Source organism: Tunturibacter psychrotolerans (assembly GCF_040359615.1).
GTDB lineage: Bacteria > Acidobacteriota > Terriglobia > Terriglobales > Acidobacteriaceae > Edaphobacter > Edaphobacter psychrotolerans.
Genome location: NZ_CP132942.1, coordinates 5,011,272 through 5,037,932 on the forward strand (window position 1 = coordinate 5,011,272; position 26,661 = coordinate 5,037,932).

Here is a 26,661-nt window from a genome sequence, read left to right on the forward strand (position 1 = left end):
AACGCAACGACAGGGAGACTTTGCAGTAGATCAGAGGAAGAAGTCCTGACAGAAGTGTGAAAATTAGTTGATAGAATTTTGAGGCCCGAGTTCTTGTAGGTATCTCTATATCCGTGAAGTACATCTATGAATTCGGCGACTTCCGCATGGATCCTGCTGAGCAGCTTCTGCTACGGCATGGGCGGCCGGTAGTCTTGACTCCGAAGGTCTTTGAGGCGCTGCTGATCCTGGTTCAGAGCGACGGCCGGCTGATTGAAAAAGATAGCTTCATCAGGCAACTCTGGCCTGAAGTCTTTGTTGAGGAAGTCACCCTTGCGCAGAATATTTCTCAATTAAGGAAGGCCCTTGGGGACGGGAAAAACGGAACTTCGATCATCCAGACAGTGCACAAACGCGGGTATCGATTTACGCCTGCGGTAAGAAAAATTGTCTGCGATACTTCAAGGCTGTCGGATATCGCAAATGAAGAACAAGCCGGCGTCGTTCTCGCCGAGAATCAATCGGCAGCTGCAGACCACCCTCCCGCGGGTCTGAGCCATTCCCAGGCCGCACTGACGGCAAGGGAAACACCTCCCATTCCTCAGGTGCTCGATATACCGGAAAGTTCCAGGCAACGCGGCTTCCACATCCTGGGTACTATCGTGTGCGTTGTAATCATAGTTTTTGTCGCAGGGTGGATTTTGCGCGCCAGAAATCATCGCAGCGAACATGTCTCTAGAACATCGGCCCGAATGCAGATGGTTCCGATCCTCAGTCTTCCGGGGAGAGTCAGTGATCCGGCCCTTTCTCCGAACGCGGAAGAGATTGCGTTCACGTGGGATGGGGAGAACGCAGTGCGCGGGGATGTGTATGTCCACTTGATCGGGGGCGAAAAACCACTGCGTTTGACTCACACTGAGAGCGGCTTCACATGCTGTGCAAGCTGGTCGCCAAACGGACATCAGATAGCGTTTGGCCGTTGCGATGACAGTGGAGGAGCGGTCTTTGTTGTTCCGGCGTTGGGCGGTGCGGAGCGCAGAGTTACTAGCGTGGCTTGCATCTACGGGAATGCCGGTTGGCCCATTTGGACCGCAGACGGCAAGTCGCTGGTAATCGCTGACCACTGTGCGCCGGAGGGTGCGATCGGCATCGTTCTCTTCTCACTGGCAACCGGCGAGAAACAGTGCCTGTCTCATCCGGAGACGGGGGACCGTGGCGACCGGAGTCCGGTATTGTCTCCTGACGGAAACACGATTGCGTTTATCCGTATGCACTCCAGGACTGTGAATGAAATCTGTACCATCCCTTTGAAGGGAGGCACCACTCGTGTCGTCACGCCGGATGGAGGAAGTTTCTGGGCGCTGATGTGGTCTTCCGACGGAAAGCGCATTATCTTCCGGTCACCGAGGCAGGGTATCAATCGAATCTGGAAAGTGTCCCTCGACGGCGGCCCCGTGACAGCCGAGCACGTCTACCCGGAAGTTGGCTCGCAATCCCACGATGGCAGGCGACTCGCATATATTCAAAGTCCGGGAACCTGGCCGACAGAAGCTGTGCGCGTTACGCTATCTCGGACTGGTGAACGAGTTCTCGGAGTGCAAGCACTTTTCGCTTCGGGGAGCACCAGTTCGGCTCTTCAACCCTCACCCGACGATCGAGAGCTGGTATTCGAGTCGGACTTGGCGCAGGACGCAGGCTGGACGATGGAAATCTGGAAAAGCAGATCGGACGGAAGCGATCCGCTGCAGCTAACTAACTTTCATGGTCATGCCGGAACTCCACGCTGGTCGCCGGATGGTAAGTCGATAGCGTTCGACTATCGGCCGGGATTGAGAAGCCATATCTATGTGATGGATTCGATGGGCCGCAATCCGCACATGGTAAGCTCTGATCGATTTGAGCAGCAGGCTCCAAGCTGGTCGCGTGACGGCAAGTCGATCTACTTTACGGCTAACAATACGGGAGACTGGCAGGTCTGGCGACAGGACCTCGCGTCGGGAGAAGAAACGCAAATCACTCATCAAGGGGGCTATTCGGCGTTCGAGTCCAATGACGGCAAGAAGCTCTATTATTCAAGACTCGAAGGCGGAGGCATCTGGACTGTGCCGGTGAATGGAGGCGCAGAGGAACAGATCACGGATGCTCTGCATCATGGCTACTGGGGCCACTTTTCGGTGGTCGATTCCGGAATTTACTTTCTGGACGCAGATGCAGAGCCGGGTCCAACGATAATGTTCTATGACTTCCACAAACGTCGCACTACACCCGTGCTCACGCTTAAGGAAAATCCCCTTCCGTGGACGGCAAGTCTGGCGGCGTCACGCAATGGGCTTACACTCTACTTTGTGCAGTACAAGCTGACTAGCTCCATCGCCCTGGCCGAAAACTTTCAGTGAGATGTCACTGACTAGTGAATTAAGCCCTTAGCTCCCAAGCTGACCTCCTTCAAAACTCATACGACTAGCTGTTCAAACCCTGAAAGATTGGCGCCCAGCTTTACCCTGTCATTTTCTCTATTCCAGTCGTCGGAATCAAGCTGCCGCGCTGGCTGGGCTGATTGCTCCCTTGATTGAACTAGTGAGGAACGCACGAATGTTTACTGATTTCCCGTGGGCGACTTTTCACTTGGACGAAAAGTCGGCTTCTCGGACAAGTGGCGTCCCGTAGTTCCTTGAAAACGGGGTTATGAGAAACTTCGACCTTGAACTTGCCGCAAAGCTGACTAGAAAGGATGCTTCCTGCTCTGGCAGAAGAGTGTTCGTCTCTCTTGATCCACTCATGATCCATCGCAATGGTCTGCCGATTTCGACTGTGTACAGGAAGGAAGACCCTATGGCTATCTCCATCTCCGACTTGGCCACGGCTCAGCCCGTTGCGTCCCCATCAACCCCCGATCTAGCCTCGAAGCCCACAGGGAACTCCGAGGACAGCGTCAAGGTGTCGCAGGATGCCCAGATCCAACTTCTCGCGCAGCAGGGCCAGAGTCCTTCGGAGATCGCGCAAAATTTGGGTATCGCGGCGATCACCGTCGCGGCGTACTTGGGTGAAGTTCCCGTTCCGTCGCCCCCTGCCCCCGAGCCTCAAAACGGCCCGTCACCGGCAGCTTCGATACCGGCGATGAGCTGACCACTAATCATTCGACAGCTTCCAACTTTGTCGGCGGAGAACGCTGAAGGGTTACGAATCCATCTCCGCCGACCAACCTCCTAGTTTCCGAAAACGTAACATTTCGCGCATTACGGAAGTCGGCGCAGTCCGAGTATTTCCACACTGAATTGGCATCCCGTGGTCGAAACAGAGGCCAATACGATAGAACGATCTTGGTCTTGCTTCTATTCGCCCCAAATCTGACATTGAACTCAATAGGTCGTTGTCTGTCTAAGAACAATGCGGGCGAATTGGTCAATGCTCGTGAGCTTGATTCCAAACTCTTGCTGGATCGACGTCATGTTGATCGCGTCACCAGATGAGTAGGCTAACATCAGGGCGGCGAAGCTCTTCTGCATCGAATCCGTTGCTCCCTCAAACTGTGTGCGTAGCGCCTCCTCCGGGATGTGCTCGAGCTTGAACGGCTTGCCACCAATCTCTTCGAAACGGGCAACAACATCGAGTGGGCTCAGCGCTGCGGGCCCGCCAAATTCGATAGTCCTGCGCTCTGCTGCCGGATGCCGCAGAGCAAGAACGCACATTTCGGCAACGTCCAGGAGCGAGACCCAACTCACGGGGCTGGTCCCGGGTCCATAGATGCGAGCCGAAGCATTCAAGTAATCGAATCCGAGCGCCGGGCTCAGCCATACTTCCATGAACCAACTAGCCTGGATCGTAGTAAAGTTCAGGTCCGTGATCGCATGCTCCACGTGCGCTTTTGCGTCTGCCAGCGGGGAGGAGATACCGGCCGGAGGCCGAAAAGAGACAAAAATGAACCGACTGATACCAGCTGATTTTGCCGCTTCCACGAGGTGCAGTTGTCCCGTGTCATCGACCGACTCAATCGAGTCACCTGCCTGCCGGGAGAGGGTCGAGGACGCAGTCGAGATGACAGCATTCACACCGCGACAGGCGCCAGCTAGCGAGTCGGGATCTTTGAGGTCGCCCACGAATACTTCCGTACCCCATTCCCGGAGAAGTGCCACCTTTTCTGCCGAACTTGTCGTGCGAATCAGCGCTCTAACCTTTTCGCCTCGTCTCGATAGTCTTTGGCAAATCTCGATCCCCACCATGCCGGTGGCACCAACAACGAGAATCATGTCAGTTCTCCCATGAACAGAGCCTACGCCGGTTTCTTCACTCGAGTGTGGAAATATGAGCGGTCGGCGCGTCGTGGATGAATCCAAAAGTTGGTCGTCTCTCTTTCTTCATAAAAGTTCCCTTGAAAGGGAGTTGTCGGCAACTTTTATTTTCCAAAGCTTCCGAACTGCCACAAACGTGACTTTGCGGGAACTACAGGGTTACTTCCAGTTTGCCTGTCAACCGCCAGTTATCTGCAAAAAACTCAAGCGAGGAGACAATTCTTCAACAGTTGATGTTAGTTGAGGAACAGTTTCAGTTATCAGGTCTGGACCGACGGGCCGACCGAGTAGATAGCCTTGAAGAGAAGTGCAGCCCAAACGAGTGCGTAACTCTTGTTGCACAGAAGTCACGACTCCTTCTGCCACAATATTGAGATTGAGCGAGCGGCCAAGCGCGACGATGGCAGAAATAATTGCCACATCTTCAGTGCCTCTCGCCAGGTCGCGAACAAATCCGCGGTCGATTTTGAACTCGCTGGCCGGAAACCTCTTCAAGTGCAGGAGAGTCGAATAGCCTGTACCGAAATCGTCGATTCGTGGCAGCCTTCTCGCTCACCAGTTCAGCAGTCAACATCACCTCGCCCGGAGCAACCGGGACTTCGACCATCACCCTCACGCCCAGCGGCGGTTTTACCGGTACTGTGGCGCTCTCATGTACTGTCGCCGGTCTTGCGGCGGCGATCGATCCACCCACCTGCGCAGTTCCCACACCAGTCGCGATAATCACGGGAGCGGGGGCGGTGACGGCGACGCTCACCGTCTATACGACGGGTACTGGCGCGTCTGCCCCAACTGGGCACGTTGCGAAGCTCGACAAACCGCTGAAGCGAATTTCCACCGTTGGCGGCAGCGTTTCCATGTCGTTGCTGCTTCTCTTCGGAATCCCGGCTCGCCGTCGTCGATGGAAGACGCTGCTTTCCGTGTTGCTCTTTGCCTCCATCGCGGGAGCCGTCATCGGATGCGGCGGCGCGACGAACGCAGCGACGACGCCCGCCAACCCCGGTACCACCCTCGGCGCCTATACCGTCACAGTGACCGGTACGAGCGGAGCTACCGTGCAGTCTACCTCGGTTACTGTCGGAGTGAACTGAGCGACGCATGGAAGGGTCCGGATCTAGACCAACTCCAGGCACAGTCGCAGAGCGAGAGCTTTTCCATCTGTGCCTGTGCCAGGAGTCCCTTTGCTAGCCGGTCTCTACGCCTTAATTCGCCAAACCTCTTGGCTTTCAGGACTTCGACATTGCAAAACAGAAGAAAACTTCGACCCGGCGAGCGTTCATCCCGAGTACGCGATGTATCTGTCCACGCGGGATATGGCCCGCCTGGGCCTACTCATGCTGGACTGCGGTCAGTGAGGTGGGAAGACGATCATCTCCTGCGACTGGGCGCGCTACAGTACCTATCGCCATACGCCGTTCCGCGACGTCAACCCCACCGGCTTCCGCAACTACGGCGAGCCGGAGCGCTGGGGCTACGGTCTGCTCTGGTGAGTATGGGACCAGAATATTTCGTCGGCGAGACCTTTATAGGGTTCATGCAGGGCGCGTACACCGCCGCCGGAACGGGCGGGACTTACATCACCGTCCTGCCTGCGCTGGGCATGGTGATCGTGCATCAGGTGGATATTGACAAGGACTACAAGGCGAACGTCTCACCTTCGAGCTACATGTCGATGCTGGCGAACTCTTGGTGCGGCGACGACTGCAAGTAGCCTCCGACAACATGGTTAGCTCACGAGTGGACACAGATCGAAGTTGCCGATAATGTGACTTTCCGGAAACTGATAATGCAGCGAGGCCCTATCTGCTTTCTGCCTCCCGTGAACTCTGCCGTCCGATTCCGTCATAGACCTCGGCTCGATGATCTGCAGCGATCACCAGGTAAGCCGGTCTTATGCAGGGTCTTACTCACTGAACGGGATTCCAAACGTGAGCAGGGCCGTTGATGGTGGTCGATGTTGTGAGCCGATAATCTTCGGCTCCTTCCCCATGGCTTTCCAGATGGAAAACGCCACATCATTCATATAAAGAAGGCGCACCTGATCACTGGTTTCGCCTCTCTGGCTGTAGATGCTCAGGGTTGTCAGTAGTTTCGTCTGGTTTGACTCAGTGATGAAATAGCTCATGCTTATGGCAGGCGCATTCTGAATATCTCGTACCTCGCTTTCACTTTGCACGATGATTCGGTAGTTCAAAGTATCGGCAGAGTGCAACGCTTCAAGCCGAAAGAAGACGTCATTCGAGGTATCACCGGATGGAGATCGAGTATCTTCCATATTCCTCCTCTAGTAGAGCTGCCGCGCCACGGGAAAATGCGGCACGTCATTGGCTGGCATTATTCGCAATCGAGAAGCCGGAGTACCTTTGCCAACAATTTACTCAGCGAATTAGATCTAACGCGAACCAGGATAAGGTGCGGTCGAGAGGATGAAACTCCGCCTCGGTAAACTCGATCGAAGTACAGAATGGGCACCCTTTAGGAGAACCTAGCAATCTGCGAAGTCCAGCTGACCAGCTAAGCGCAGTGAGTTCGTTGCGATGACTCCATACTGAATCTAGGTTAGCTGAATGATGCTCATCTGGAACAAACGCTTGCTACGACGACGCAAGAATGGGATTCACAGGTAGCGAAAACTCATCGCCACCAGCTATTCGTGCAAGGACATCGTTGATGGTGTCTGTGGTGTTTTTCGCGGCGATGTGAAGGCGGCGAGTTGCCTTTGAGGTTGTCTGGCATAGCTTGTACTTGTTATCGACTGTTTCCCTGGCGCGAAAGATAAGTTCTGAGCGCACGTTTACCTCCACGTTCTTTGCGGCGTTCGGAGCAGGGTCTGCTGAGTTCGCGGGTGAAATGCAGGTTCTTCTTCGTAGCGCGCAAGCGAAGAAGGCTAGTCGATCCGAACCAAGCGCCCATTTAGTGAGAGGCAAACATGGGTACCTTCGGCTGGCCGTAAGTCTTCCTCTTCGCGGCTTTCTACCACCGTTTTATAACATTCTGGGCAGATTGACTGCCACATGCCGTCAGGGTTGAAGCGGTGGGAAAATTTGATATCTACCATCATCACCGCCTAATGCGGTTCATTTCAGAAAAATGGACAAAGCTGGGTTAGTTAGCGCGGCATCCGACCGCGATCATCTTGGGCCTCTCTAGGTGAGGCTTAAGCGTAGTCCTATATGGATGCATTGTCTATCAGCATAGACAGCCTTCGGGTGCAGAGAGGAGAGTTTGAATGCGCTCGTCGCTTCGCACTTCCGAATAGACATGGCGGCGCCATCGAACCTTGCTCCCGCGACATAGTTAACGGCCATAGTAAAAGCATTCGGATGGCAAAATTCGGATTTGGAATTGAAATCGGTGCTCCAGCGATCTCCTCAACGAGGTCTGGAGTTTAATTCAAGACGCTCGCCGAGACAGCGGCCACCGATGTCGGACTGACTCGCTGCCACTAGCAGATTCGGGTGCCGAATTCTGCGGGATGTCTTGGGGAACGAACCGGAGAGCAGGTTGTCATCGAGAAACATTTGTACAGAGCACTCCCAGAGCCGGATTTGGAAGCCTCAGAACAAAACTTGTTCTCCCAGGCCGCGACTCTTCGAGATACACGTCGCCTCCATGTTCTCGCGCGATGCACTCTGCGATCGTCAAGCCTAGATGGTCGGCAACTCTTACCTTGGGATTACTTCCTGTTTGCCCGTCACCCGGGAGCAATGGACCAACTCTAGGAACGAACCATTGATCGGCCTATGATTTATGTGAAAGCCTATGGACCTTGCGAAACACACTATCCAAGCAATCGAGCGACTCCACTCAGCGTGGATCGACCTTGAAGTGGCTGGGGAAGCACAAGGCTTACTGGCTTACTGCGCTGAGGGTATTGAATTACGTCCTCCGGACGGCCCGTCGGTGTATGGCCGCGATGCGGTTCTCGCGTACTTAGTAGAGGGAAATGCTCAGATTCACTCGATCGAGATATCCGATCGCCGCCTTTGTGGATCAAGCGAGAGGGTGTCTCTCACGGCGAACTATAGAACTACGTTTTCCCTGGCGGGAGACCCCGCTCCCAGGCAGGCGGCGGGAAGCCACAGATGGGAATTGCGGAAGCAAGCTGGTCGATGGCTAGTCTTTCTCTTGAGCTGGTCATCATCGGCAACGACCGATCAACCTGAGCGCCAGACACCTTCTCCACGTGGTCCAGGCTCAACCGAGTGAAATAGTCACAACCAATGCGCTTATCTTGACTTGATTGAGCATCAACTTGCGCATCGCCGGGAATCCTTCCCTAATCCGATAACGTCCGGAGTGCCTTGGCGATTATCGTGGCATACCGCCTTCGTGTTATAGGCGTTATCTGCTGGCGGCCTTACCTTCCTGATTGATTACAAATGGCATAATGCTCAACGTTTGGGGATCAATCATGGAAATATCTGCCTATCGTCTTCTTGACAGCTCCGGCCGCACTCTTCCATTTAACCTCTTACAGCCGCTTTAGCTCCTATCCACTTTCCATTGCATTGGCTGGCGCCTCTGTCCGTGCTTCTGGATAACCTTCCGCAGATGTTCCGGAGACTTCCTCGTTCATGTTCTCAAGGTCCAGTTATTGCTGCCCGCGATCTTTGTCTTTTCACCGATCTTCTTATCTGAAGGTTGTCGCCCTTTGGATTGCGGCGATCGGGCTTTTCTTCTGCGAAGGCTCGCAGCCGCTGTTCGCCGGCGTGCCGACGACAACCACACTGGGAGTGACATCAGGTGGAAACACGGTGAACACCGTATCTTCCGGAAGCCTGATAACGTTGACCGCGACGGTGCTGGCCGGGAGCGCAGCCGTCACTACCGGGCAAGTGAACTTCTGCGACGCGTCAGCGCCGTATTGCACGGACATTCACATCCTTGGAACGGCTCAGTTGTCCACCGCCGGAACAGCAACACTGAACTTCGTCCCCGGCATTGGCAGCCACAGCTATAAATCTGTCTTCCAGGGAACGAGCAGCGATGCGGCAAGCTCTTCGAGCGTGTCATCGCTGACGGTCACGGGATCAGGAAGCTATCCGACTATAACGTCGATCGTGGAGACGGGCATCGCGGGCAACTATACGCTGGCCGCGACATTGTCAGGCAACGAGGGCATCGTGCCGACCGGCACGGTATCTTTTCTCGACACGAATAACACGAACTTTGTGTTGGCGACAGCGTTGCTGGGCACAGGACAAAGTGTTCATGCGCTGGGATTTCTGAACTCCTCAAATCCCGGGACGAATCCCAATCCCCAATCCGTCGCAGTGGCGGACTTCAACGGTGATGGCAAAGCCGACCTGGCGATTTCGGTTTATAGCATCTTCAGTTCACGAAGTGTAGTGAGCATATTGCTGGGCAATGGCGATGGAACCTTCACAACTGCTCCGGCTGTACCGGTGACAGGCATGAATGCCGGTTCCATCGTGGCTGGGGATTTCAATGGAGACGGCAAACCAGACTTCGTCATAACGCTCCCCGACAACAATGCACTCTTGGTCATGCTTGGTAACGGAGATGGAACCTTCACTCAGGGGCAGAAGATAACAGACGCCGACATACCCTTTTTCGTTACGACTGGAGATTTTAACGCGGACGGTAAGGCCGATCTGGCCGTGGCAAACCCGAGTGGCCGCAATGTGACAGTACTTTTGGGAAACGGAGATGGTACGTTTACCACTGTGTCGACCCCGGCCTTGAGCGGCGTTCCTGTTTCCATCGCGGTGGGGGACTTCAACGGGGACGGCAACGCCGACTTGGCAGTGGCAGACGAGGAAAGCAACACGGTGACAGTCTTGCTTGGCAAAGGCGATGGAACCTTCACCGAGACAGCGTCATCGCCGGCAACAGGCAGCGACCCGCTATCTATCGTAACCGGGGATTTCAACGGGGACGGCAATGCCGACCTGGCGGTGGCAAACGGGGACAATGACTCGGTAACGATATTGCTTGGTGTTGGGGACGGCACATTTACACCGGGTGCTGCGATGCCAGCCACCGGCTCCCTACCTTATTCCGTTGCAGTGGGAGATTTCAACGGAGACGGCAAGGCAGATCTGGCGACCTCGAACGTCGGCAGCAACACGGCGACGGTATTCCTTGGAAACGGGGATGGTACATTTACGATGGCAGCGAGTCCACCTGCGGGCAGCGATCCATTGTTCGCTGCGGTGGGAGACTTTAATGGCGACGGCTTCGCAGATCTGGTGGCGATAAATAACAATACCAACTCGGCTACCGTGCTGCTGTCGCAGTTGACAGAGATGGCCACGGCGACAGTCAGTGGAGTCTCACCCCTGGGCACTGGACCCCATGCTGTGGTTGCAAGCTATCCGGGCGACGTCAACTACAGCGCCAGCGTATCTGGCACAACCACGCTAACCGCTCAGACGGCTATGACCACCCTGTCTCTCACTGCGAATCCAACCAACGCCACCTATGGGGGCCAGGTTGTTTTGACCGCGATCGTCAGCCCGCCGCTGGTGCAGGGTTTAAATGCAACTGGAACGATTACGTTTTATAGCGGCAGCACGAGTCTGGGAACTGCGACACTCTCGAGCGGAGTAGCTACCCTGAATGTGACCTCCTTGGCTGTAGGAGCCGACAGCATCACAGCTTCGTACGCCGGTGACACAAACTTCGCCGGTGCCACATCCTCCAGCATTCGTGTGACAATCACCGCGCCGCTGCCAGCTTCGACGACTTTGTCACTCAGCGCGAATCCAACCAACGCCGCACCTGGGGGGCAGGTTATTTTAACTGCAACCCTAAGCCCGTCCCGAGTACAGGGTCTCAGCGCAACTGGGGCGGTTACCTTTTACAACGGCAGCACGAGTCTAGGAACTGCGACTCTCTCGAGCGGAGCAGCCACCCTGAATGTGACCTCCCTGCCTGTAGGAGCCGACAGCATCACAGCTTCGTACGCCGGTGACGCAAACTTCGCCAGCGCCACATCCTCCAGTACGAACGTGACCGTCATTGCGCCCATTGCGCCCATTGCGCGGGACTTTTCGATCGCGATCAATCCATCTGCCCTTACCGTCGGACAAGGGAGCACAGGCAATGTCGTTCTTACCATTGCTCCAACTGGCGGGTTCAACCAACAGGTACAGTTCAGCTGCTCCGGACTCCCGGCTGACTCCTTATGCACCTTCAGCCCCGCTACCGTCACTCCAAACGGAGCCGCTGTCGTCTCAACTCTAACCATAAGCACCAATGTCCAGACATCGTCACTTGCTATGCCGCGCAACTCTTGGCTGTCCGCCGTCATGTTCTTTGTTCCGGGCGGATTCGCAAGTGCCTTGGGGTGTGTAGGTCTCCGCCGAAGAAAGCTAAGCCGACGCAGGCGGATTGGCATCAACTTATTTCTTGTCCTCAGCGTGCTCACGATGGGGATCGCCACGGGCTGCGGATCGAGCAGCAAGGGAAATCAAAAAGTCGGCGCTACAACCTATTCCGGAACCAGTACGGTAAGCGTGGCAGCTTCCACATCGGCGGGATCATCCCACAGCACGAGCTTAAATCTAACAATCACGAGTACGAATTAAAGGCCCATACCCGTTGCCGATGATTTCCTAACGACCTCAGGTATTCACGCTTTCAAGAGGACCGCGCTCATTCCGAAGTTCCCGAAAAGTTGACCTATCGGCAACTATAGTTCTCAGTTGTCGATAACAGGGCTAAGCACTCAAGAAGCGCCACGTTTCAGGATTCCGGACGGAATTGTCGGCAGACCGGAAGTTATTCAGTGGCCGAATAGTCGGCTTCTCGGACAAGTAACCCTCGGCGATAAGCTGTTAAGAACGAGATTTCTGACAAGATCAATTCGCAACTAATGCGAAACTGCCTGCGGTTTATGGTTCGCCAAGGATTTAGTACTGATATGCCGCCTGGTAGACAGCTACTGCTCCCTGGAAGAAGATTGGCCGAGTCACAAAGGCTTGGCGCGGTTCGAAATCTTGCCGTCATGTGAGCGCGAAACGCGTTTCACCGAGAACTTAGCCTTGTCCAGGCGATCTGCCATGGGTGGAAAGGCAGGCGTAGGCCCCGTCCAGAGCAACTCATCAACAGTTTCGAAGAGCTGAAGGTCAGTCCGAAGCGTAGCAAGGTCTCGGAAGAGAAAGGCCAGATCCCGCTTACTGTTGAAAGTTTCGGAGAGGCTTTTCAGGTTGGAGATGTTCACCTGCCAATCCTGTGCGTTAAGTGGGATGGCTTCCAGTCTGCCAAAACGCAATAGGACGGCTGAAGCAGACTTTGCACCCCATCCTGGCAGCCCCGGATAGCCGTCTGCTGTGTCACCAACCAAGGCAAGGTAGTCCGGAATGGAGCTTGGTTTGACTCCGAACTTCTCTATGACTCCCTGTTCATCCCGCTCGAGACGTCTGCGTCGGTCAAGCTGCACAACTCGCGTTCCCTGAACGCACTGAGCGAGATCTTTATCCGGGGTACTAATGACCACGCGCTTAACTCGAATATCTTCTCGTGCGAGGAAAGCTGCCGACGCCAGCGCATCGTCTGCCTCATACTCCTCCATCGCCCACACCACCACTCCGAGTGCGTAGAGCGTCTCTTCCAGCAATGGGAACTGGGCTAGCAGCTCGGAATCCACACCCTGTCCGGTCTTATATCCAGGCCACATTCGGTTCCGGAAGGATTCAATCACATGGTCTGTCGCCACTCCGATGTACGTCATATTGGCCTGCATCATGCCCAAGAGTGAGCCGAGAACGCCGCGCACGGCAGCCACCTCGCGACCTTCGCTGTCTTTAGCGGATGGGAGGGCGTAAAAATGCCTGAAGAGCTCGTAGGTTCCATCAATCAGGTGCACTTCCATAACACCCCTCTGAGAGTTCCGAAGTATACAATTCAGCCCGCAATATTTGGCGAGTGCATTGATAATTTGGCAACAGTCTAAAGTGGACTATCAAGCCCCATCATAATTCGTGGGTTGAACTATGAAGGTCCAAAGTCACGATTCCGTACATTGACAATCATCTTCGGGAGAACTGGCGTTTCTGTCTAACGTACACCCTCCGCGGGGAGTAGAGTTCGCTCAAAATTGCATGATTATCAGTCGCACAGTATTCTGAGGCGCATTGGCAAGATAACTCACACCGATGCGCGGTTGACCTTGCAGCACGCACGGCCCGAGTTCGCACATTTCAGTGAAAGCTCCAAGGGAGTTTATTATGGCGCGCCAAATCATCTTTACATCTAAGGCCGCAAAGCCGTCACCGACGTACAGCCAAGCGGTCAAGGCAGCAGGTCTCGTCTTCGTTTCTGGCACAGCGCCAATAGAGCCGGAGACGGGTAACATCAACGGAACTACTATTCAAGAGCAGACACGGCAATGTCTGAATAACATTGCCGCCATTCTAGAAGCGGCTGGAACATCAATGGAGAAGATCGCCAGTGCTACGGTCATTCTGGCGGACGAGGATGATTTTGCGGGGATGAACGAGGAGTGGATGCGATGGTTTCCCACGAATCCGCCGGCGCGTCAAGGTGCCAAACTTCCGGCGCGCATTCCGGGCCTCAAAATTTCAATCGCCGTCATCGCTGAGGCTTAAGAGGAATATTTAGCAGCTAGAGTCTCTCGTGTCATCGCCTGCTTCAAGAGCGGCGAACGTCGATTTTTCCTTTGACGAAAGCTCCATCTGCGATAGATATTCTCGATACAATCGCATCCCCACTCATCGACCCCTCACTTCGAATGTCAAGGTGATCGCTTGCCTGACAGTTCCCTCGAACTTGTCCAAGCACAACTATCTCGTTGGCTGTCAGCTGAGCCTCCGTCTGACCGGTTCGTCCCACCGTGATCGTCTGTCCGGGAAGCGCAATGGAGCCTTCAACTCGGCCTTCGATATGCATAGCCTCCATACCTGTAACCTCACCTTTGATGATGAGAGACTTGCCTATCAACGTCCGATGCACGTTTGCTTCTATCATTTCTATTGCCTTCCTAAACTTACGACGGATTTACACTGCTAATGACATACACAATATCCAGAGTGTATTCACCTGGACATAACACTTTCGTCTTGAGGTCACTGCTTCCGCCGAACCTTATTTCCTCTTTGAACTTTTGAAAGTAGGAAAGTCAGCGTCCCGCTTGTCGCCCCGAGCGTTCCAAGAGCCTGGTGAAGTTATCCGCGAAGATGCAGCAAATCAAGAAACTCGCTGCTCAGTTCAATAGCGTGCCTTAGGTATTTTGCGTGAAGCGCATCGGGCCTGTTGTCGCTAATTGAGATCGTGATCGGCCAACGAAGACGCCAGATCATTACCTAACCCGGCCCTCGCTGAGTACGTTGGCAATTTACCCTCATTGAGAAGCGCAGCGAATTAGCGGCGGCAATCACTTCTTTAAACAGTCGGCCAGTATTTCAGGTGTTGGATTGGCTATGACGGCAACGCCACGGACAGAGACCGCGCGGAAGAAACTTCTTCTCATTGGGTTCCCTTACTCTATGAGCCTCAATGGGGCCTAATGTAACTCGCGCGGGTCAAGAAACACGCCGTAGTGATTCACCTCTTCATTGGTCGCGCTGCCACGCGTGTCACCCCAGGCCAGCGCAACAACTCCGGTTGTAGGGTCGATCGCGATGGTTGTAAGGATGACCGTCGATGCCGACTTATCTGTAGATACGTTGATAGGATTGCTGCAGGTCAACCCCTTGTCATCGCTCCAGATTAAGTAGGGTCTGGTTGCGTTGCTATAAATACCGGGCCTGTTCGCGTATACGATATAAATCCTTCCGGGATGCTGACTCGATTTATCAATCGCGAGCATGGAAGTTCCCGTTGTCAGAAACGTGTTATGCGGCCTGGCCGGCAACCCATATCCACTGCCAATGGCAGTTAGAGCAAACTCGCGTTTTCCGGAAAACTGATCGTCTGCGAGGCCATTTTCCAGAACATTAATCCAACCACGTTCATTGTTTTGGATCTGATCGAGAAATGTGCCCCTCACATTGGTTTGTCGAAGCGAGATGATAACGGCACCCCTGGGGTCGACGTCGATCGAAGGAAACCCGGCCTCTTTACTGGATGGTAAGGTGTATTTCTTTACGGATGACAAGTCGATATTTTCCTTGCCAAGACCTTTTACGCGAATCCCCCTGACGATTTGACCGTCTTCGTTTGGGGTGGAATTGTTTAGCATTGATCCGACGCTTGTCCAGACAGTGTCGTAGTTTAAATGTGTCGCATCAGGTCCAATAGCGAGATAGTCGTAATCGAGACCCTCGTATAAGCGCCGAACATTCACCGGCGAGTCCGGCACAGCCGTGTCGCACGGATACACATTCATTTCGACGATGGGAGTGAATGTTACTCCTTTGTCAGAACTATAAAGTAGCTGTTCATGATCGGGCGGATTGGCGACCGCTAGATAGTTAAGCCACAGTCCTCCGAACCGGTCAAAACCAATATGGAAATCGACTCCGCCAGTTGGAATCGTTTTGTCCAAAGGTTGAGGGCCGTCGTACGGGAAGGCAGGAGAATAGCATTCATTCGGAAAATGTGGGGCGTCAGGGCAGCTCTGGTTGGGCGTAGTGCAGTTACATTTAGCGTCAGTGCAGGCCAGCCCTATTCGCTTTTTGGTCCAAGTCTCACCCCCATCAGCCGAACGGGAGAGGACGAAGCCAATACGGCTCCTCTTCCGTTCCTGAATCGCAACCACAACGTTCTTGTCGTTGGTTGGATCAATTGCCACGGACCCTTCAGCGTAGGTATAGTCCGCAAATAGTTTGTCTCCGTTCGGATCGCGGGTTAGGTTAATGACTTTTTCAATGTTATGGACCTCACCAAAGTTTTCTACTTTGATCTTGGCGAGAGCGTAGTTCTTGAACCCTTTCGTTTGGGGAACGTGGAGTGCGGCGGAGTTATCGGCCCATATCGAATAATAAGTACCGTTTAAGAACCCTCGTTGAGGGTCGTCATAGTCGCCAAAGTCAAAGTGTATAGACATTCGTTTATCGCAACTCCCCGGGGGCTCTGTGCCATTGGACACCTCGTCTGGATCGCTGGTGTCACATCCGTAGTGGTTCGGCTCCCATTTTGCGGCGTTCGATGGTCCGGGGGAAATCCTGAAATTGTGGAGAGTTACTTTGGTCGTCGGCTGAATGGAATAGGTTACGCTCTTTGGCAATGTTTCAAATCTTCCTATTTCGAGCGGATAGTTGCCCAGAGCTGCAAATTGCAACCGTCCCTGGCTGTCGATATCTCCTCTATAGCGCAGACCGGGAGTGACCTTGCTTTCGACTTCGAATCGAAACGGAAGTCCGGATGTGGGACGAAAGCCAGCTGGGATGGAGTTCTCGACGGTGTCAATGAATCCGCCCAGAGGATAGTTGGGAGGCAAACATGGAAAATCCTTATCGGCGGGCGTCTTGTCACCAGGAAGCAGGCATGGATAAGAGGACGCTGGGATCGGGTCCCCTTTTGGGGGAGCAGGATACAAAGTTGGAAAGACCGTCGGTGGAGCATCCGGGTCAGGAACAAAACCCGGAGGGGCAGTGAAATTGGGACTAAGTTCGCTCGACTCGAATGTTTGCTTTATAGAAGGAATTTCGAGTGTGACCTTATCGTCGACACATTTTATCTGCAAGACTACGTCGAATTTTTCGCCAACCGGCTGAACCGAGATGTCCATCTTCTGGAGCGTGACCGTCAGGGAGTGGACTCTGCCGTCGGTCTGACAATCCCAAGCTCGTGCCGACGTAGCTATTGCAAATAGGGTTGACGATATCAGTAACTTTGTAACTAATTTCATCGGAAATCCCTCTACATGCCGACCTTGAGGTTCTCACCGAGAGACTGTGCGATGCTGCGAAATATACAGATAGCAGCAGAGGAAAACCATTAAATTATCAATTTTGCTGGCAAGCGGACGGGTTTTTGCAGCATAACCTGTAAACTTTCCACGACGAAGTCGTCATTGACGACGTGTGCTCCGTGCGGCGCTCATTCCACGAAAGAGACGGTGAGCTGATGCGAACGGCGAGATTAGCACCCCCAATAGCGTTCGCGTTCATAGCGTGTCTCTGCCCGGCAATCTCTCTGTACGCGCAGAATTCGAGTGGAAGCATCCGCGGAGTGGTGCTGGACTCTACCAAAGCCCGCATCGCGGGCGCGGCCATCGAAGTTACGCGACCGAGTTCCACGCAAACGCGCAGCGTGACCGCGAATGATCAAGGAGAGTTCCGTATTGAGAACCTCGCCCCCGGCGAATGGCAAGTGAGCGTCGAAGCGCATGGCTTTGCGAGAGCCGCAGCGGACGTGTCCGTGGCCGTGAGCACCGTGCGCGACATCGTCGTGACACTGCGACCCTCTCATGTGAGTCAAAGTGTCAACGTCACATCGCAAAGTTCATCCATCGCCACCCAACCGATCGACCTCGCCAGCAATGTTCACCAGGCAGTGGTCACTACCCAGGACCTTCAGGACATGCCGCTGCCCGGGCGGAGTTTCGCGAACATAGCCTACCTCGCGCCCGGCACCGAGCCGGTTGAGCCATCCGACCCAACCAAAGCGCGTATCACCGCAGTCTCGACCGGGGGCAGCTCCGGCCTCAATAACGAACTCTCTATTGACGGAGGCGATAACTCCGACGACTGGATCGGAGGCTTCCTGCAAAACTTTTCTCCTGACTCCATACAGGAGTTCGCCATTCGAACCTCGCAGGAGGACGCGGACACAGGTGGCACCACCGCCGGCTCCATTGTGATCACTACGCGCAGCGGGAGCAACGACTGGCACGGCCAGGCGGCCGTCTATGAGCGCGCTGCTGCGCTCAACGCTCGCTTTCCGATCGAGAACCCCGCGCCTAACCCGAAACAGCCGTTCTCGCGGCAGAACTATGTCGGCACGCTCAGTGGCCCGATCGTCAAAGACAAGTTCTGGTTCTTCACCGCTTTCGAGAACGTCCATGAAGATGCCAGCATCGCGTACAGCCCTACCAGCATCACCCAGTTCGACGCACTGGCCACGCTGGCCGCCGAGGGGCTAATCCCCGGAGTTACGTCCATCGCCGTGCCGTCCTTCGTGCCCATCCCTTTTCGCGACTACTTCAGTCTGCTGCGCTTCGACTGGTCGCAATCGTCCAGGTCCGAATGGTTCCTCCGTGCTTCAAACGACACCTACACCACGAACAATAACCTGGTGCAGCAAGGCACGCTGCCATCGACGGGCCTGTTATCGCACAACAATTACTTCAGCCTTGTGATCGGAAACCAGTTCACATTCACGCCCACCTGGCTAGGCAAACTGGTGCTCGACGCCGGCGGACTGCACCTCACGCAATCACGCAACTCCAATCTGGGTTTTGCGCTTGCATTTCCGTTCAGTTCGACAGCCCTCACAATCTCAGGCTTTGAAACTTACGGCGACAACCAATTCGCAACTCCCATCACTTACTTCCCGTCGTTGCGCAACCAGCAAAAATACCAGCTTCGCTATGACATGACTCACGTCCAGGGCGCACACACCGTAGAGTTTGGAGTTAGTTTCATCCATGAGCCCGTCTTGGGCGGTGCGTTCCCCGACAATACCGAAACACTCTACGCACTTCCGCAAAACCCGACTTACTATCTCCACAACGAGGCCCAGTTCAGCTCAGATCTAATCAACGGCGCGTCGGCATCGAATCTCGGTGGCGGCTTTTCGCAGAATGTCCAGCGCCTCGCTCTCTACGCGCAGGACTCCTGGCACGCTTCGGCTAACATGACCTTGAACTACGGCCTGCGCTACTCGACTACTTTCGGCCTGCTCAACGGGTCCGGACGAACCCAAGCCTTCAACCCCGGCGACATCACCCTCGCCGCGCTCGGGATCCCTCTTGTCTCCCACGCCCCGGGCGACGACCACAAGCAGTTCGCGCCGCGGCTGGGCTTCGCGTGGTCACCCGGGGGCACGGGCCGCACGGTGGTGCGCGGCGGATTCGGTCTCTACTTCAACGACCTGGCGCAGAATGGTTGGGCGACCGCATTGCAGGCGGTGAATTCCCCGCCCGGCCCCTGCGTGGATCCAGTTCAGAATCCCGGAGGCCCCGAGAACGCCGGCTGCATCCCGTGCGACGCCGCCGGAGGGACCGCCAACATCATCGACTCCGGGTACCGGACCCCCTACGCGATCCATATCTCTGGAGGCGTCCAACACGCCTTCTCCGCGAGTTGGTCCCTCAGCGCGGACTTTATCCACGAGCAGGGCAACCACGGCTACCGCGCCTACAGTTACACTGGCGGAACGAACTTATTCACGCCCCAGCTTCCACTTAACGATCCTGACCAGACAACTTACGTCCCGGACGTCAACGTATTCCACTCCGACAATCGTTCGAGTTACAACGGCCTGCTCATTCACCTACAAGGGAATATGAGTCGAAAGCTGAGCCTGGTCGCAAACTACACCTTCTCCAAGGCTGAGACGTGGGGCTGTGTTCTCGGCGAGCTCTTCGATTATGTGAATGGGGTCTGCGATCCCCTCAACGCATTCGGGCCCGGCGACTACGGCCCATCAGGCGAAGATGTGCGCAATCGCGCTGTTCTCGCCTTCACCTGGTATGCCCCGGCGGGTTTTCAAGTTAGCACCTTGTCGCAGGCGGAGAGCGCTCGTCCCTTCACCATCACCACCGCCGACAACAGCGGACGCATCGCGGTCAACGGAACGCCCACCTCGCTCGACGAGTTCCGCGCCACTCCTTATATCCAGACCGACCTGCGCGTCAGCCGCTCCATCCGCCTGAGCGACCGCTGGACCGTCATGCCCTTTGCCGAGTTCTTCAATCTATTCAACCGTAACAATCCCGGTGCGAACTACGTCACCAACGTTGCGTCGCTGCCTGTCCCTTCGGCGCAGGCCCAGGCCGGCAATGTCAGTGACATTTGCACCAATTCTGATTGCACCGCGACCGAGCCTATCACCAGCCTCAAGCAGCTTGGCGTGTCAGCCGGAGCGTTGGGCGACTTCTTCGGTGCTGGGACTACTGTGGGAATTCCTTTTGCCGCGCAATTAGGTGTCAGGTTGAGCTTTTAGGTTTCGGACATATATCCTTCGTTTCTGAAGCAATCTCCTGCGATGCCCACGCCCTAGGGCCCGTCAACTCCACCCGAGAAAGAGCATCGCGAACTCGACATTGGCCTTAGATCGTGATCCCTCCTTGAGCCCTATTTTTGTACGGCGTTAGGCCGGAAGCGGTTAGGTCGACCGCCTGGGTAATGCTCGTTGCTTCCAATCGGTCGGTTTGTCAGTATCGAGAGCCGCGAGGAGGACAACTCTGCGAGAAGTTCGTTCTGTCCGTCAACGTGGGTACTTCCATCTTGGGCCGCAAGTTAATGCAGCTGCGAGTTCGCGATCGGGAGAATCTGTTCAATAACCTCCGGTTTTTGAATAAACCATTTGGCTGTCGGATTGCATAGACGTGACTCTGCTCCGTCCACATCTCCATTCCGAAGAATGTGCCGCAGCTAACTTAAAATTCGGAGAACTAGATGATCACTACAAAAAGATCGTTGCAAGCACTCTTCTGTCTGGGCTTCACCCTACTAGTAAGTATCTCTTGTAAAGCAGACATTATCTCGGCGACGAGCTCAAGGCTCAACGTCGCCCAAGTCGGACCGGTGACAAACGGTTTAGTAAATTTCACGAACTGGAACCCAGGAGGCTGTGGCGGAGTAAGCCCATGCATCGTTGGTGCTTCTATCATCCCCATCACGCTCTTTGAGGATGTCAGCACATCCAGCATCACCTTCACCTACGGCTCGGACTTCGATTTCGACTACGCATCAACCGGACCAGGCGATCGTCTGATCCTCCGATATCTGCTTCCACCCCAGGGCCTTGATTTGAACTTGGGAATCACGGGAGCGTCGCTCTATCTCACCGGGCCACCGCAAGGCATTCCGGATATTGGGATACCTCCGTCTTCTGGTCTTTCCTCGTGCCCTTCGGACAATCCAAACACTGGAAACTACTGTTACTCCTTCGATCAAGATCTGACAGGAAGTAGCGGCAGCAACTTCGCCAATGTCTCGTTACCTTACAAGACTGCCGGCTTAGACGAGGTCGACATCTATCTTGCAGTTCAGGATCTAAATCCGAATGGCGGCACCTTTACAATTACTCAGGATGCCGTAAACATCGCCCCGGAGCCATCGAGTTTCATTCTGCTAGGGAGTGGGTTCGTTGGAGTGGCAGGCCTGATGCGCCGTCGTGTGAAGCACCTCCGAGCCAACAATCAATAACATCCATCATTTCTTCGAACGCCCACTCATGCAGTCTCACGCATGAGTGGGCATTCGTGCGAAAGCACGAACTGCTCTCGTCTTTCAGATTTGCGTCACAGGTTCGCTCCAGTTTCTCTATCAGGGCGGGTGGCCCATTCTAAAAATCCCAATTCCAACTAGGGCGTGTTCACCCTGGCGAAGGGCTGCGATAATGGGGGCGAAGTTGAGAAATCCGAGGAAGAGGACATCGAGTTTCTGGAAGCGAGAGAAGGTTCTGCGGAAGCCTTTGAGTCGCCGGAAGAGCCGCTCGCCGCCTGGGCTTCGCCGCCGCCGGAGACAATTTTTCCAAGGCGTTCGACCGTTTCGGAGCGTTTGTGTAGATCTGGTCGGCGAAAATGGTGACTGCGTGATGGCGCTCGCCGGAAGGAACGATTGCCATCGGTGCCGCAACCCCATCCAGTATCCTTATGAGAGTCGGTCGGAAGCCCGACCCTGAATTGAGACACCTTTGACCAGCAAGAAGGCCAAGCTTGACGGCACCCCGGATCAAGCGCAATCACGCCGAAATCGCGGAAAGACCGTCCGTCGTAGTCTTGTCGAAGCAAGTGAGGCCCAGGACGCGGCACTCCTCGCCCGCGAACTCCGTACCTCGCAAACTCAGCAGGAACTTGCCGTGATTGTCGTGGTCGAGTTCACCGGAGAACTTCGCAAGCGCAAGCAGATTACCGCAGCCGCTCGCCTTGCCCGCACCGCGGCCGCCGTCATGGCTCGAGAAGAAGACCTCCCGGGCCATGCAGCCTCCACCCTCGACTTCGATGCCAGCCGCGCAGAGTTCGAGGAACTCGCCCGATCAGCCGGTGCGACCATTGCCGCCACCCTCGTCCAACGTCGCCAGAGGCCCGATCCCTCCAGTCTCGTCGGTCAAGGCAAACTCGATGAAATTGTTGAGGCCGTCGCCTCCACCAACGCCTCGCTTGTCCTCTTCGACCACGACCTCACCCCCTCGCAACTCCGCAACATCGAATCCCGTCTACCCTGCCACGTCATCGACCGTTCGCAGCTCATCCTCGACATCTTCGCCCGCCACGCCAAGACCCGCGAAGGCCAGATCCAGGTAGAACTCGCCCAGCTCGAATATCAGCTGCCCCGACTGGCCGGACGCGGTCGCGCCATGTCGCAGCTGGGCGGTGGCATCGGAACCCGCGGCCCGGGCGAAACTCAGCTCGAGACCGATCGCCGCAAGATCAACCTTCGCATCGACCACATCAAGGCCCAGCTCGACGACGTCCGCCGCATTCGCCATCAGCAGCGGCAGCGCCGCGAGGCAGTCCCGGTCCCCGTTGTCGCCCTTGTCGGCTATACCAACGCCGGCAAGAGCACCCTCTTCAATGCACTCACCGAGGCTGGCGTGCTCGAATCGGCCCGCATGTTCGCTACCCTCGATCCGAAGCTCCGACAGCTGCAGCTTCCTTCCCGCCGCAAGATCCTGCTCTCCGATACCGTCGGCTTCATCCGCAACCTTCCTCACACACTCGTTACGAGCTTCCGCGCTACCCTCGAAGAGGTCGAGAGAGCCGAAATTCTTCTTCACGTCCAGGACGCCGCCAGCCCTATCCGCGAAGAGCAGAAAACTCAGGTCGAAAGAGTCTTAGCCGAGCTTGCAGTCTCGACCAAGCCCGTCATCCAGGTCTTGAACAAGGTCGATCTCGTCCCGCCCCAGGAACTCGCCCACCTCTCCAGCGATCGCGAAGCGATTCCCGTCTCCTCGCTTCAGCACACCGGCCTTGAACAACTCCTGACTGCCATCGATGCCGCGCTCGTGGTCGACCCGCTCGTCGAATCCAGCTTTCGGCTCCCGCAATCCGAAGGCTCCATCCTCGCCTCGCTCGAAGGCGGAGCTATCATCGACGAGAAACGCTTCGAAGGAAACCTCGTCTTTCTCCGAGCCCGCGGACCAGCATCCCTTCTTGACCGGTACCGCCGTTTCCGTGATAACCATGACTCTTCTAACCAGCGCTGACGGCGAAGCAGACAATTATCATCGAACAGGAACAGAGGTAAGTTCCCTCCGGCCTAGCCATCGAGCTTTCAGACGGATAGGGACTGGTGCCGCTACTCGGTTTCTGGGCGAATAGTCCTTTTTGGTAAGAAGTTTTATGGTACCGGGTGCCTCATCCTTCGCGCTTTTGCGAAGGGTGGGATGTAAACTGTCCAACACAGTCATGCCCACCGGCCTGAAGCACTTCCAACACAACAAACCTTGCATCCGAATCGTCCAGTCAGAAAGACCGTTTCGATGGTGATGAACATGTTTAAATATCTAGCGACCAGCATGTGCGTCCTGTTACTTGCCACGATCTCGAAGGCTCAAACGAGCTATCCGAAGTTTGAGATTCCTGTGGATTTTTCCTTCGTTAATGTTCATCCTGATCTCCCTGCAATCACCAGCTTCAATGTCTTCGGCGGTGGTGCAGCAGGCGTCTACAACTTCGCATCGTTCATTGGGATCAAAGCCGACTTCCAGTTCTACACTCAAGGCACCAGCGTGCGGAACACGCTCGAACATGACGGCTTTCCACCGGGCAAGCTTAGCGCAAACCTCACTACCTATATGTTCGGACCGCAGTTTAAAAAACATAGCGGCAAACTCCAGCCATTCGGCGAAGCGCTTTTTGGTACCGCGCATAGTAATGAGTTTGCGCAGATCCTCGAGGACGAGGGCATCACGAACAAGAGCAGTGCGGACAGTGCCTTCGCGATGGAGTTCGGCGGCGGCGTGGATTACGCGATCATCCCCTACGTGGAGCTTCGCCCAGTTGAGGTCGACTACCTGCTAACCCGCTTTGGAGTTAACGGAACCCCTTATACCGGAAATCAGAACAACTTCAAATATTCGGCGGGCGTCAATTTTCAATTCGGTGGCAAATAGAACTTCCTGATCCATACTGGCGAGCAATCCAAGAAGCAGAGGTAGCCCGTGAAAAAACTTGGCGGGTGGCCCATACATAAAATCAAACCACAACATCGCGTGCCCCATCCTTCGCATTTTTTTGCGAAGGGCAGGAAGGGTAAACTGCACACACACCATGCCGACCGGCCTAGTACGCTACCAGAACACCAAACAGCTCCACTCTTAAGGATGCAAGCCATTTCGACTCACATGGTTTACTCTTGACGCATTGCGACATTTCCAACACTGAGGAGCTTATTTGTGCAGAAGTTGACGGATCCCTTGCGTTCAAGGATGCCTGTCCTGGTCGCAGTTATAACGATTGCAACCTTTTTATGCATCGGCACTTATACTCGGGGAAACGTGGCGGCTGCCTGGAAGATGATGCAGATCCCTTCAACCAACCCACTTTTTGCAGATACTATAACCGTTACCAACTCCATTGATTGCCTTCTCGCTGGCCAGAACCCATACAAGGTGGGCAGCTTTGACCCTTTCCAGCGCCTCTATAACTACCCTCCCATCTGGCTCAAGGCGCGATATCTCGGTATCACCTCGCGCTCGACAAATCTGGTTGGAACGATGCTGGCGCTTAGTACGATCGCTGCTTGCCTGCTCTTATTTCGCACAAAGACATGGGTGAGCGCACTCATCGTCTTCTTCGCTCTGACATCGAAGGCCACCCTGTTTCTTGTGGAGCGTGGCAACATAGACCAGCTGATTTTTTTTCTGCTCGTCTTCGGCTTCTTTTTAATCGACCGGCAGCGAGCCGAACTGAAATCCCTCTTCACTGGTATCCTGGTTGGCGTTTTGACCGTACTGAAGATCTATCCTGTCGTGACCGCTGTCGTCTTCATCCGCAATCGAAACGGTTTCATGAAAACGCTTCTGGTCGCAGTGCTTTCCATTGCAGCTCTCATAGTCACAGCCGGACATAGCCTTCCCGTCGTGTTGTCAAATACACCGCGAGATTCACAATGGTCCTTTGGGGCATTTCCCTTTTTCATGGCAATAGGTAGCCATTCCATTTTCGCTTCCGTCCCACCCGTATTCCGCCATCGTGTTGTCGCTTCACTTGGAGGAGTCGCCCTCGGCGCCCTGTCGCTGGTTGCTGCATTCATCTACCGCGATCGAGTCGACCAGTTCTTTCCGCAGCTTGATTTCGACCATGCCAGAGGCCGTCTCGCCATCTCTGGTCTTGCGATCTTTTGTTTCGTCTTTGTCTCAGGTGCAAGCTACAACTATCGCCTCATTTTCCTCTTGGGTATACTGGCATATCTTGTCGAAGACATCGACAACGGCACCACTCGGCGCTCCGTGCCTACAGCCATTCTCCTTGTTCTTCTCATGTGGGGATCCTTCTCTTTGTCTATGTTTCGTGAGATTCTCGACGGGCTGACCTTCGTGTTGGCGACTGCATGGCTGGGCACCTCGCTTATACCTTATGCTTGGAAACGAGCCGACATTTCTGCAATTGGTACTCAAATCACGCTAACCGAATCGAATTAGTGCTTCTGGATATAAAAAGAAAGTTGTTATCACTGGCGCGGCAGGGCTCGTTGGCCAGATTTGATTCCACGCCTCTTGGATCGGGGCTTTAATGCGATCGATAAACATCCGACCGACACTGTAATCCTCCCAAAAAACTGGCCCACCGCGCGTTTGTTGCGGAGCGATCTAGCCGCAAGCGAAAGCCGTCCCCCTGAATAGCAGGCCGAGCTTGCCGGCTGCGACGCTCTCGTCATCGCACACGCACAGATCTGTGGAATCGTGCCCGAGGAGTTCGTACGCAATAACATCAATGCAACCGAACGCCTCCGATATTCAACATACGTGTAACGCCCTGCAGGAAGCACTTAGCAAACCTTCCGCGACCCGACTTATTCCCACATCACACTGAACTATTAGCCAGTGGGTGACCCATAGCTGGATTTAGAGATGTGGGCATTCACGCGAAGGCGTGAACCAGGTTCGCTATGAGATTCACTCGAAGAGGGAAATCGCGACACGCAGGTCGTCAGCAAGCCGCCGATATAACTCCTGTATCGTGCGTAGTGCGAGTAGCTGATCGGATGTGTCCAGCGGCTCCGTGTTGATCAGCCGCTCGATGGCCTCAATGTCGATCGCGACCGCGTCCAGCTTCTCGGTCAGCAGGGTTGTGGCACCATGTGGCATGGCAGAACAGTCTACCATTTGGCGGGGTGCCCATATC

General features: G+C 54.9%; 20 protein-coding genes. 12 read left to right on the forward strand and 8 right to left on the reverse strand.

What is annotated here, in order from left to right; all coding sequences use genetic code 11:
- Nucleotides 1–113: 113 nt before the first annotated feature.
- Both RBB77_RS21145 and RBB77_RS21150 read left to right on the forward strand, forming a co-directional pair.
- Nucleotides 114–2,375 carry a winged helix-turn-helix domain-containing protein gene (locus tag RBB77_RS21145; RefSeq protein WP_353063682.1) on the forward strand — a complete coding sequence of 754 codons (2,262 nt, stop codon included), beginning with the start codon at nucleotides 114–116 and terminating at the stop codon, nucleotides 2,373–2,375.
- 289 nt (nucleotides 2,376–2,664) lie between these two features.
- Entirely contained in the window at nucleotides 2,665–3,105 is a 441-nt protein-coding gene (locus RBB77_RS21150) for a hypothetical protein (RefSeq protein WP_353063683.1), read from the forward strand.
- A 233-nt stretch (nucleotides 3,106–3,338) separates the two neighbouring features.
- On the opposite strand, the gene RBB77_RS21155 is transcribed toward RBB77_RS21150, so the two are convergent.
- Both RBB77_RS21155 and RBB77_RS21160 read right to left on the reverse strand, forming a co-directional pair.
- Nucleotides 3,339–4,226 carry an SDR family oxidoreductase gene (locus tag RBB77_RS21155; RefSeq protein WP_353063684.1) on the reverse strand — a complete coding sequence of 296 codons (888 nt, stop codon included), beginning with the start codon at nucleotides 4,224–4,226 and terminating at the stop codon, nucleotides 3,339–3,341.
- A gap of 219 nt (nucleotides 4,227–4,445) precedes the next feature.
- Nucleotides 4,446–4,811 carry an EAL domain-containing protein gene (locus tag RBB77_RS21160; protein WP_353067685.1) on the reverse strand — a complete coding sequence of 122 codons (366 nt, stop codon included), beginning with the start codon at nucleotides 4,809–4,811 and terminating at the stop codon, nucleotides 4,446–4,448.
- Between RBB77_RS21160 and RBB77_RS21165 the strand changes: the two genes are divergently transcribed.
- On the forward strand, nucleotides 4,805–5,359 hold the full coding sequence (locus RBB77_RS21165) for a hypothetical protein (RefSeq protein WP_353063685.1): 555 nt from the start codon (nucleotides 4,805–4,807) through the stop codon (nucleotides 5,357–5,359). The genes RBB77_RS21160 and RBB77_RS21165 overlap by 7 nt on opposite strands.
- 401 nt (nucleotides 5,360–5,760) lie before the next feature.
- Nucleotides 5,761–5,979, forward strand: coding sequence for a hypothetical protein (locus RBB77_RS21170; RefSeq protein ID WP_353063686.1), 219 nt, complete (start codon nucleotides 5,761–5,763; stop codon nucleotides 5,977–5,979).
- Between the two features lie 192 nt (nucleotides 5,980–6,171).
- Here the strand turns inward: RBB77_RS21170 and RBB77_RS21175 are convergent, their stop codons facing one another.
- A complete protein-coding gene (locus tag RBB77_RS21175) occupies nucleotides 6,172–6,543 on the reverse strand; it encodes a hypothetical protein (protein ID WP_353063687.1) in 372 nt (123 codons plus the stop codon).
- Between the two features lie 319 nt (nucleotides 6,544–6,862).
- On the reverse strand, nucleotides 6,863–7,060 hold the full coding sequence (locus RBB77_RS21180; protein WP_353063688.1) for a DNA-directed RNA polymerase subunit omega: 198 nt from the start codon (nucleotides 7,058–7,060) through the stop codon (nucleotides 6,863–6,865).
- A gap of 970 nt (nucleotides 7,061–8,030) precedes the next feature.
- Here RBB77_RS21180 and RBB77_RS21185 point away from each other — a divergent pair.
- Together RBB77_RS21185 and RBB77_RS21190 are read left to right on the forward strand one after the other, a co-directional pair.
- Nucleotides 8,031–8,477, forward strand: a complete 447-nt coding sequence (locus RBB77_RS21185; protein ID WP_353063689.1) for a YybH family protein — start codon at nucleotides 8,031–8,033, stop codon at nucleotides 8,475–8,477.
- 404 nt (nucleotides 8,478–8,881) lie between these two features.
- Nucleotides 8,882–11,824, forward strand: coding sequence for a beta strand repeat-containing protein (locus tag RBB77_RS21190; protein ID WP_353063690.1), 2,943 nt, complete (start codon nucleotides 8,882–8,884; stop codon nucleotides 11,822–11,824).
- Nucleotides 11,825–12,207: 383 nt separating this feature from the next.
- Here the strand turns inward: RBB77_RS21190 and RBB77_RS21195 are convergent, their stop codons facing one another.
- A complete protein-coding gene (locus tag RBB77_RS21195) occupies nucleotides 12,208–13,110 on the reverse strand; it encodes a 5'-3' exonuclease (RefSeq protein WP_353063691.1) in 903 nt (300 codons plus the stop codon).
- 355 nt (nucleotides 13,111–13,465) lie between these two features.
- Here RBB77_RS21195 and RBB77_RS21200 point away from each other — a divergent pair, with 355 nt between their 5' ends.
- Nucleotides 13,466–13,846, forward strand: coding sequence for a RidA family protein (locus RBB77_RS21200; RefSeq protein ID WP_353063692.1), 381 nt, complete (start codon nucleotides 13,466–13,468; stop codon nucleotides 13,844–13,846).
- 43 nt (nucleotides 13,847–13,889) lie between these two features.
- On the opposite strand, the gene RBB77_RS21205 is transcribed toward RBB77_RS21200, so the two are convergent.
- Nucleotides 13,890–14,225: a bactofilin family protein gene (locus tag RBB77_RS21205; protein WP_353063693.1), complete on the reverse strand. Its 336-nt coding sequence runs from the start codon at nucleotides 14,223–14,225 to the stop codon at nucleotides 13,890–13,892.
- A gap of 535 nt (nucleotides 14,226–14,760) precedes the next feature.
- Nucleotides 14,761–16,245 carry a hypothetical protein gene (locus tag RBB77_RS21210; RefSeq protein ID WP_353063694.1) on the reverse strand — a complete coding sequence of 495 codons (1,485 nt, stop codon included), beginning with the start codon at nucleotides 16,243–16,245 and terminating at the stop codon, nucleotides 14,761–14,763.
- Nucleotides 16,246–17,267: 1,022 nt separating this feature from the next.
- Here RBB77_RS21210 and RBB77_RS21215 point away from each other — a divergent pair.
- The 5 genes from RBB77_RS21215 (at nucleotide 17,268) to RBB77_RS21240 (ending at nucleotide 25,958) form a co-directional block, all read left to right on the forward strand.
- Nucleotides 17,268–20,309: a TonB-dependent receptor gene (locus RBB77_RS21215; protein ID WP_353063695.1), complete on the forward strand. Its 3,042-nt coding sequence runs from the start codon at nucleotides 17,268–17,270 to the stop codon at nucleotides 20,307–20,309.
- Nucleotides 20,310–20,764: 455 nt separating this feature from the next.
- Nucleotides 20,765–21,517, forward strand: a complete 753-nt coding sequence (locus RBB77_RS21220; RefSeq protein ID WP_353063696.1) for a PEP-CTERM sorting domain-containing protein — start codon at nucleotides 20,765–20,767, stop codon at nucleotides 21,515–21,517.
- 745 nt (nucleotides 21,518–22,262) lie between these two features.
- Complete coding sequence (gene hflX / locus RBB77_RS21230) at nucleotides 22,263–23,519, forward strand: GTPase HflX (RefSeq protein ID WP_434557126.1); 1,257 nt, start codon at nucleotides 22,263–22,265, stop codon at nucleotides 23,517–23,519.
- A 288-nt stretch (nucleotides 23,520–23,807) separates the two neighbouring features.
- Nucleotides 23,808–24,428: an outer membrane protein gene (locus tag RBB77_RS21235; RefSeq protein WP_353063698.1), complete on the forward strand. Its 621-nt coding sequence runs from the start codon at nucleotides 23,808–23,810 to the stop codon at nucleotides 24,426–24,428.
- A gap of 282 nt (nucleotides 24,429–24,710) precedes the next feature.
- On the forward strand, nucleotides 24,711–25,958 hold the full coding sequence (locus tag RBB77_RS21240; protein ID WP_353063699.1) for a glycosyltransferase 87 family protein: 1,248 nt from the start codon (nucleotides 24,711–24,713) through the stop codon (nucleotides 25,956–25,958).
- Nucleotides 25,959–26,432: 474 nt separating this feature from the next.
- On the opposite strand, the gene RBB77_RS21245 is transcribed toward RBB77_RS21240, so the two are convergent.
- Nucleotides 26,433–26,624, reverse strand: a complete 192-nt coding sequence (locus RBB77_RS21245; protein WP_353063700.1) for a hypothetical protein — start codon at nucleotides 26,622–26,624, stop codon at nucleotides 26,433–26,435.
- Between the last annotated feature and the right edge of the window lie 37 nt (nucleotides 26,625–26,661).

Bases quoted from the DNA above. Each gene is read 5' to 3' on its own strand.
- RBB77_RS21150 (WP_353063683.1), top strand. From the start codon at position 2,665: ATGAGAAACTTCGACCTTGAACTTGCCGCAAAGCTGACTAGAAAGGAT.
- RBB77_RS21155 (WP_353063684.1), bottom strand. From the start codon at position 4,226: ATGATTCTCGTTGTTGGTGCCACCGGCATGGTGGGGATCGAGATTTGC.
- RBB77_RS21170 (WP_353063686.1), top strand. From the start codon at position 5,761: ATGGGACCAGAATATTTCGTCGGCGAGACCTTTATAGGGTTCATGCAG.
- RBB77_RS21175 (WP_353063687.1), bottom strand. From the start codon at position 6,543: ATGGAAGATACTCGATCTCCATCCGGTGATACCTCGAATGACGTCTTC.
- RBB77_RS21185 (WP_353063689.1), top strand. From the start codon at position 8,031: ATGGACCTTGCGAAACACACTATCCAAGCAATCGAGCGACTCCACTCA.
- RBB77_RS21195 (WP_353063691.1), bottom strand. From the start codon at position 13,110: ATGGAAGTGCACCTGATTGATGGAACCTACGAGCTCTTCAGGCATTTT.
- RBB77_RS21200 (WP_353063692.1), top strand. From the start codon at position 13,466: ATGGCGCGCCAAATCATCTTTACATCTAAGGCCGCAAAGCCGTCACCG.
- RBB77_RS21205 (WP_353063693.1), bottom strand. From the start codon at position 14,225: ATGATAGAAGCAAACGTGCATCGGACGTTGATAGGCAAGTCTCTCATC.
- RBB77_RS21210 (WP_353063694.1), bottom strand. From the start codon at position 16,245: ATGTCTATACACTTTGACTTTGGCGACTATGACGACCCTCAACGAGGG.
- RBB77_RS21215 (WP_353063695.1), top strand. From the start codon at position 17,268: ATGCGAACGGCGAGATTAGCACCCCCAATAGCGTTCGCGTTCATAGCG.
- RBB77_RS21220 (WP_353063696.1), top strand. From the start codon at position 20,765: ATGATCACTACAAAAAGATCGTTGCAAGCACTCTTCTGTCTGGGCTTC.
- hflX (WP_434557126.1), top strand. From the start codon at position 22,263: ATGGCTCGAGAAGAAGACCTCCCGGGCCATGCAGCCTCCACCCTCGAC.
- RBB77_RS21235 (WP_353063698.1), top strand. From the start codon at position 23,808: ATGTTTAAATATCTAGCGACCAGCATGTGCGTCCTGTTACTTGCCACG.
- RBB77_RS21245 (WP_353063700.1), bottom strand. From the start codon at position 26,624: ATGCCACATGGTGCCACAACCCTGCTGACCGAGAAGCTGGACGCGGTC.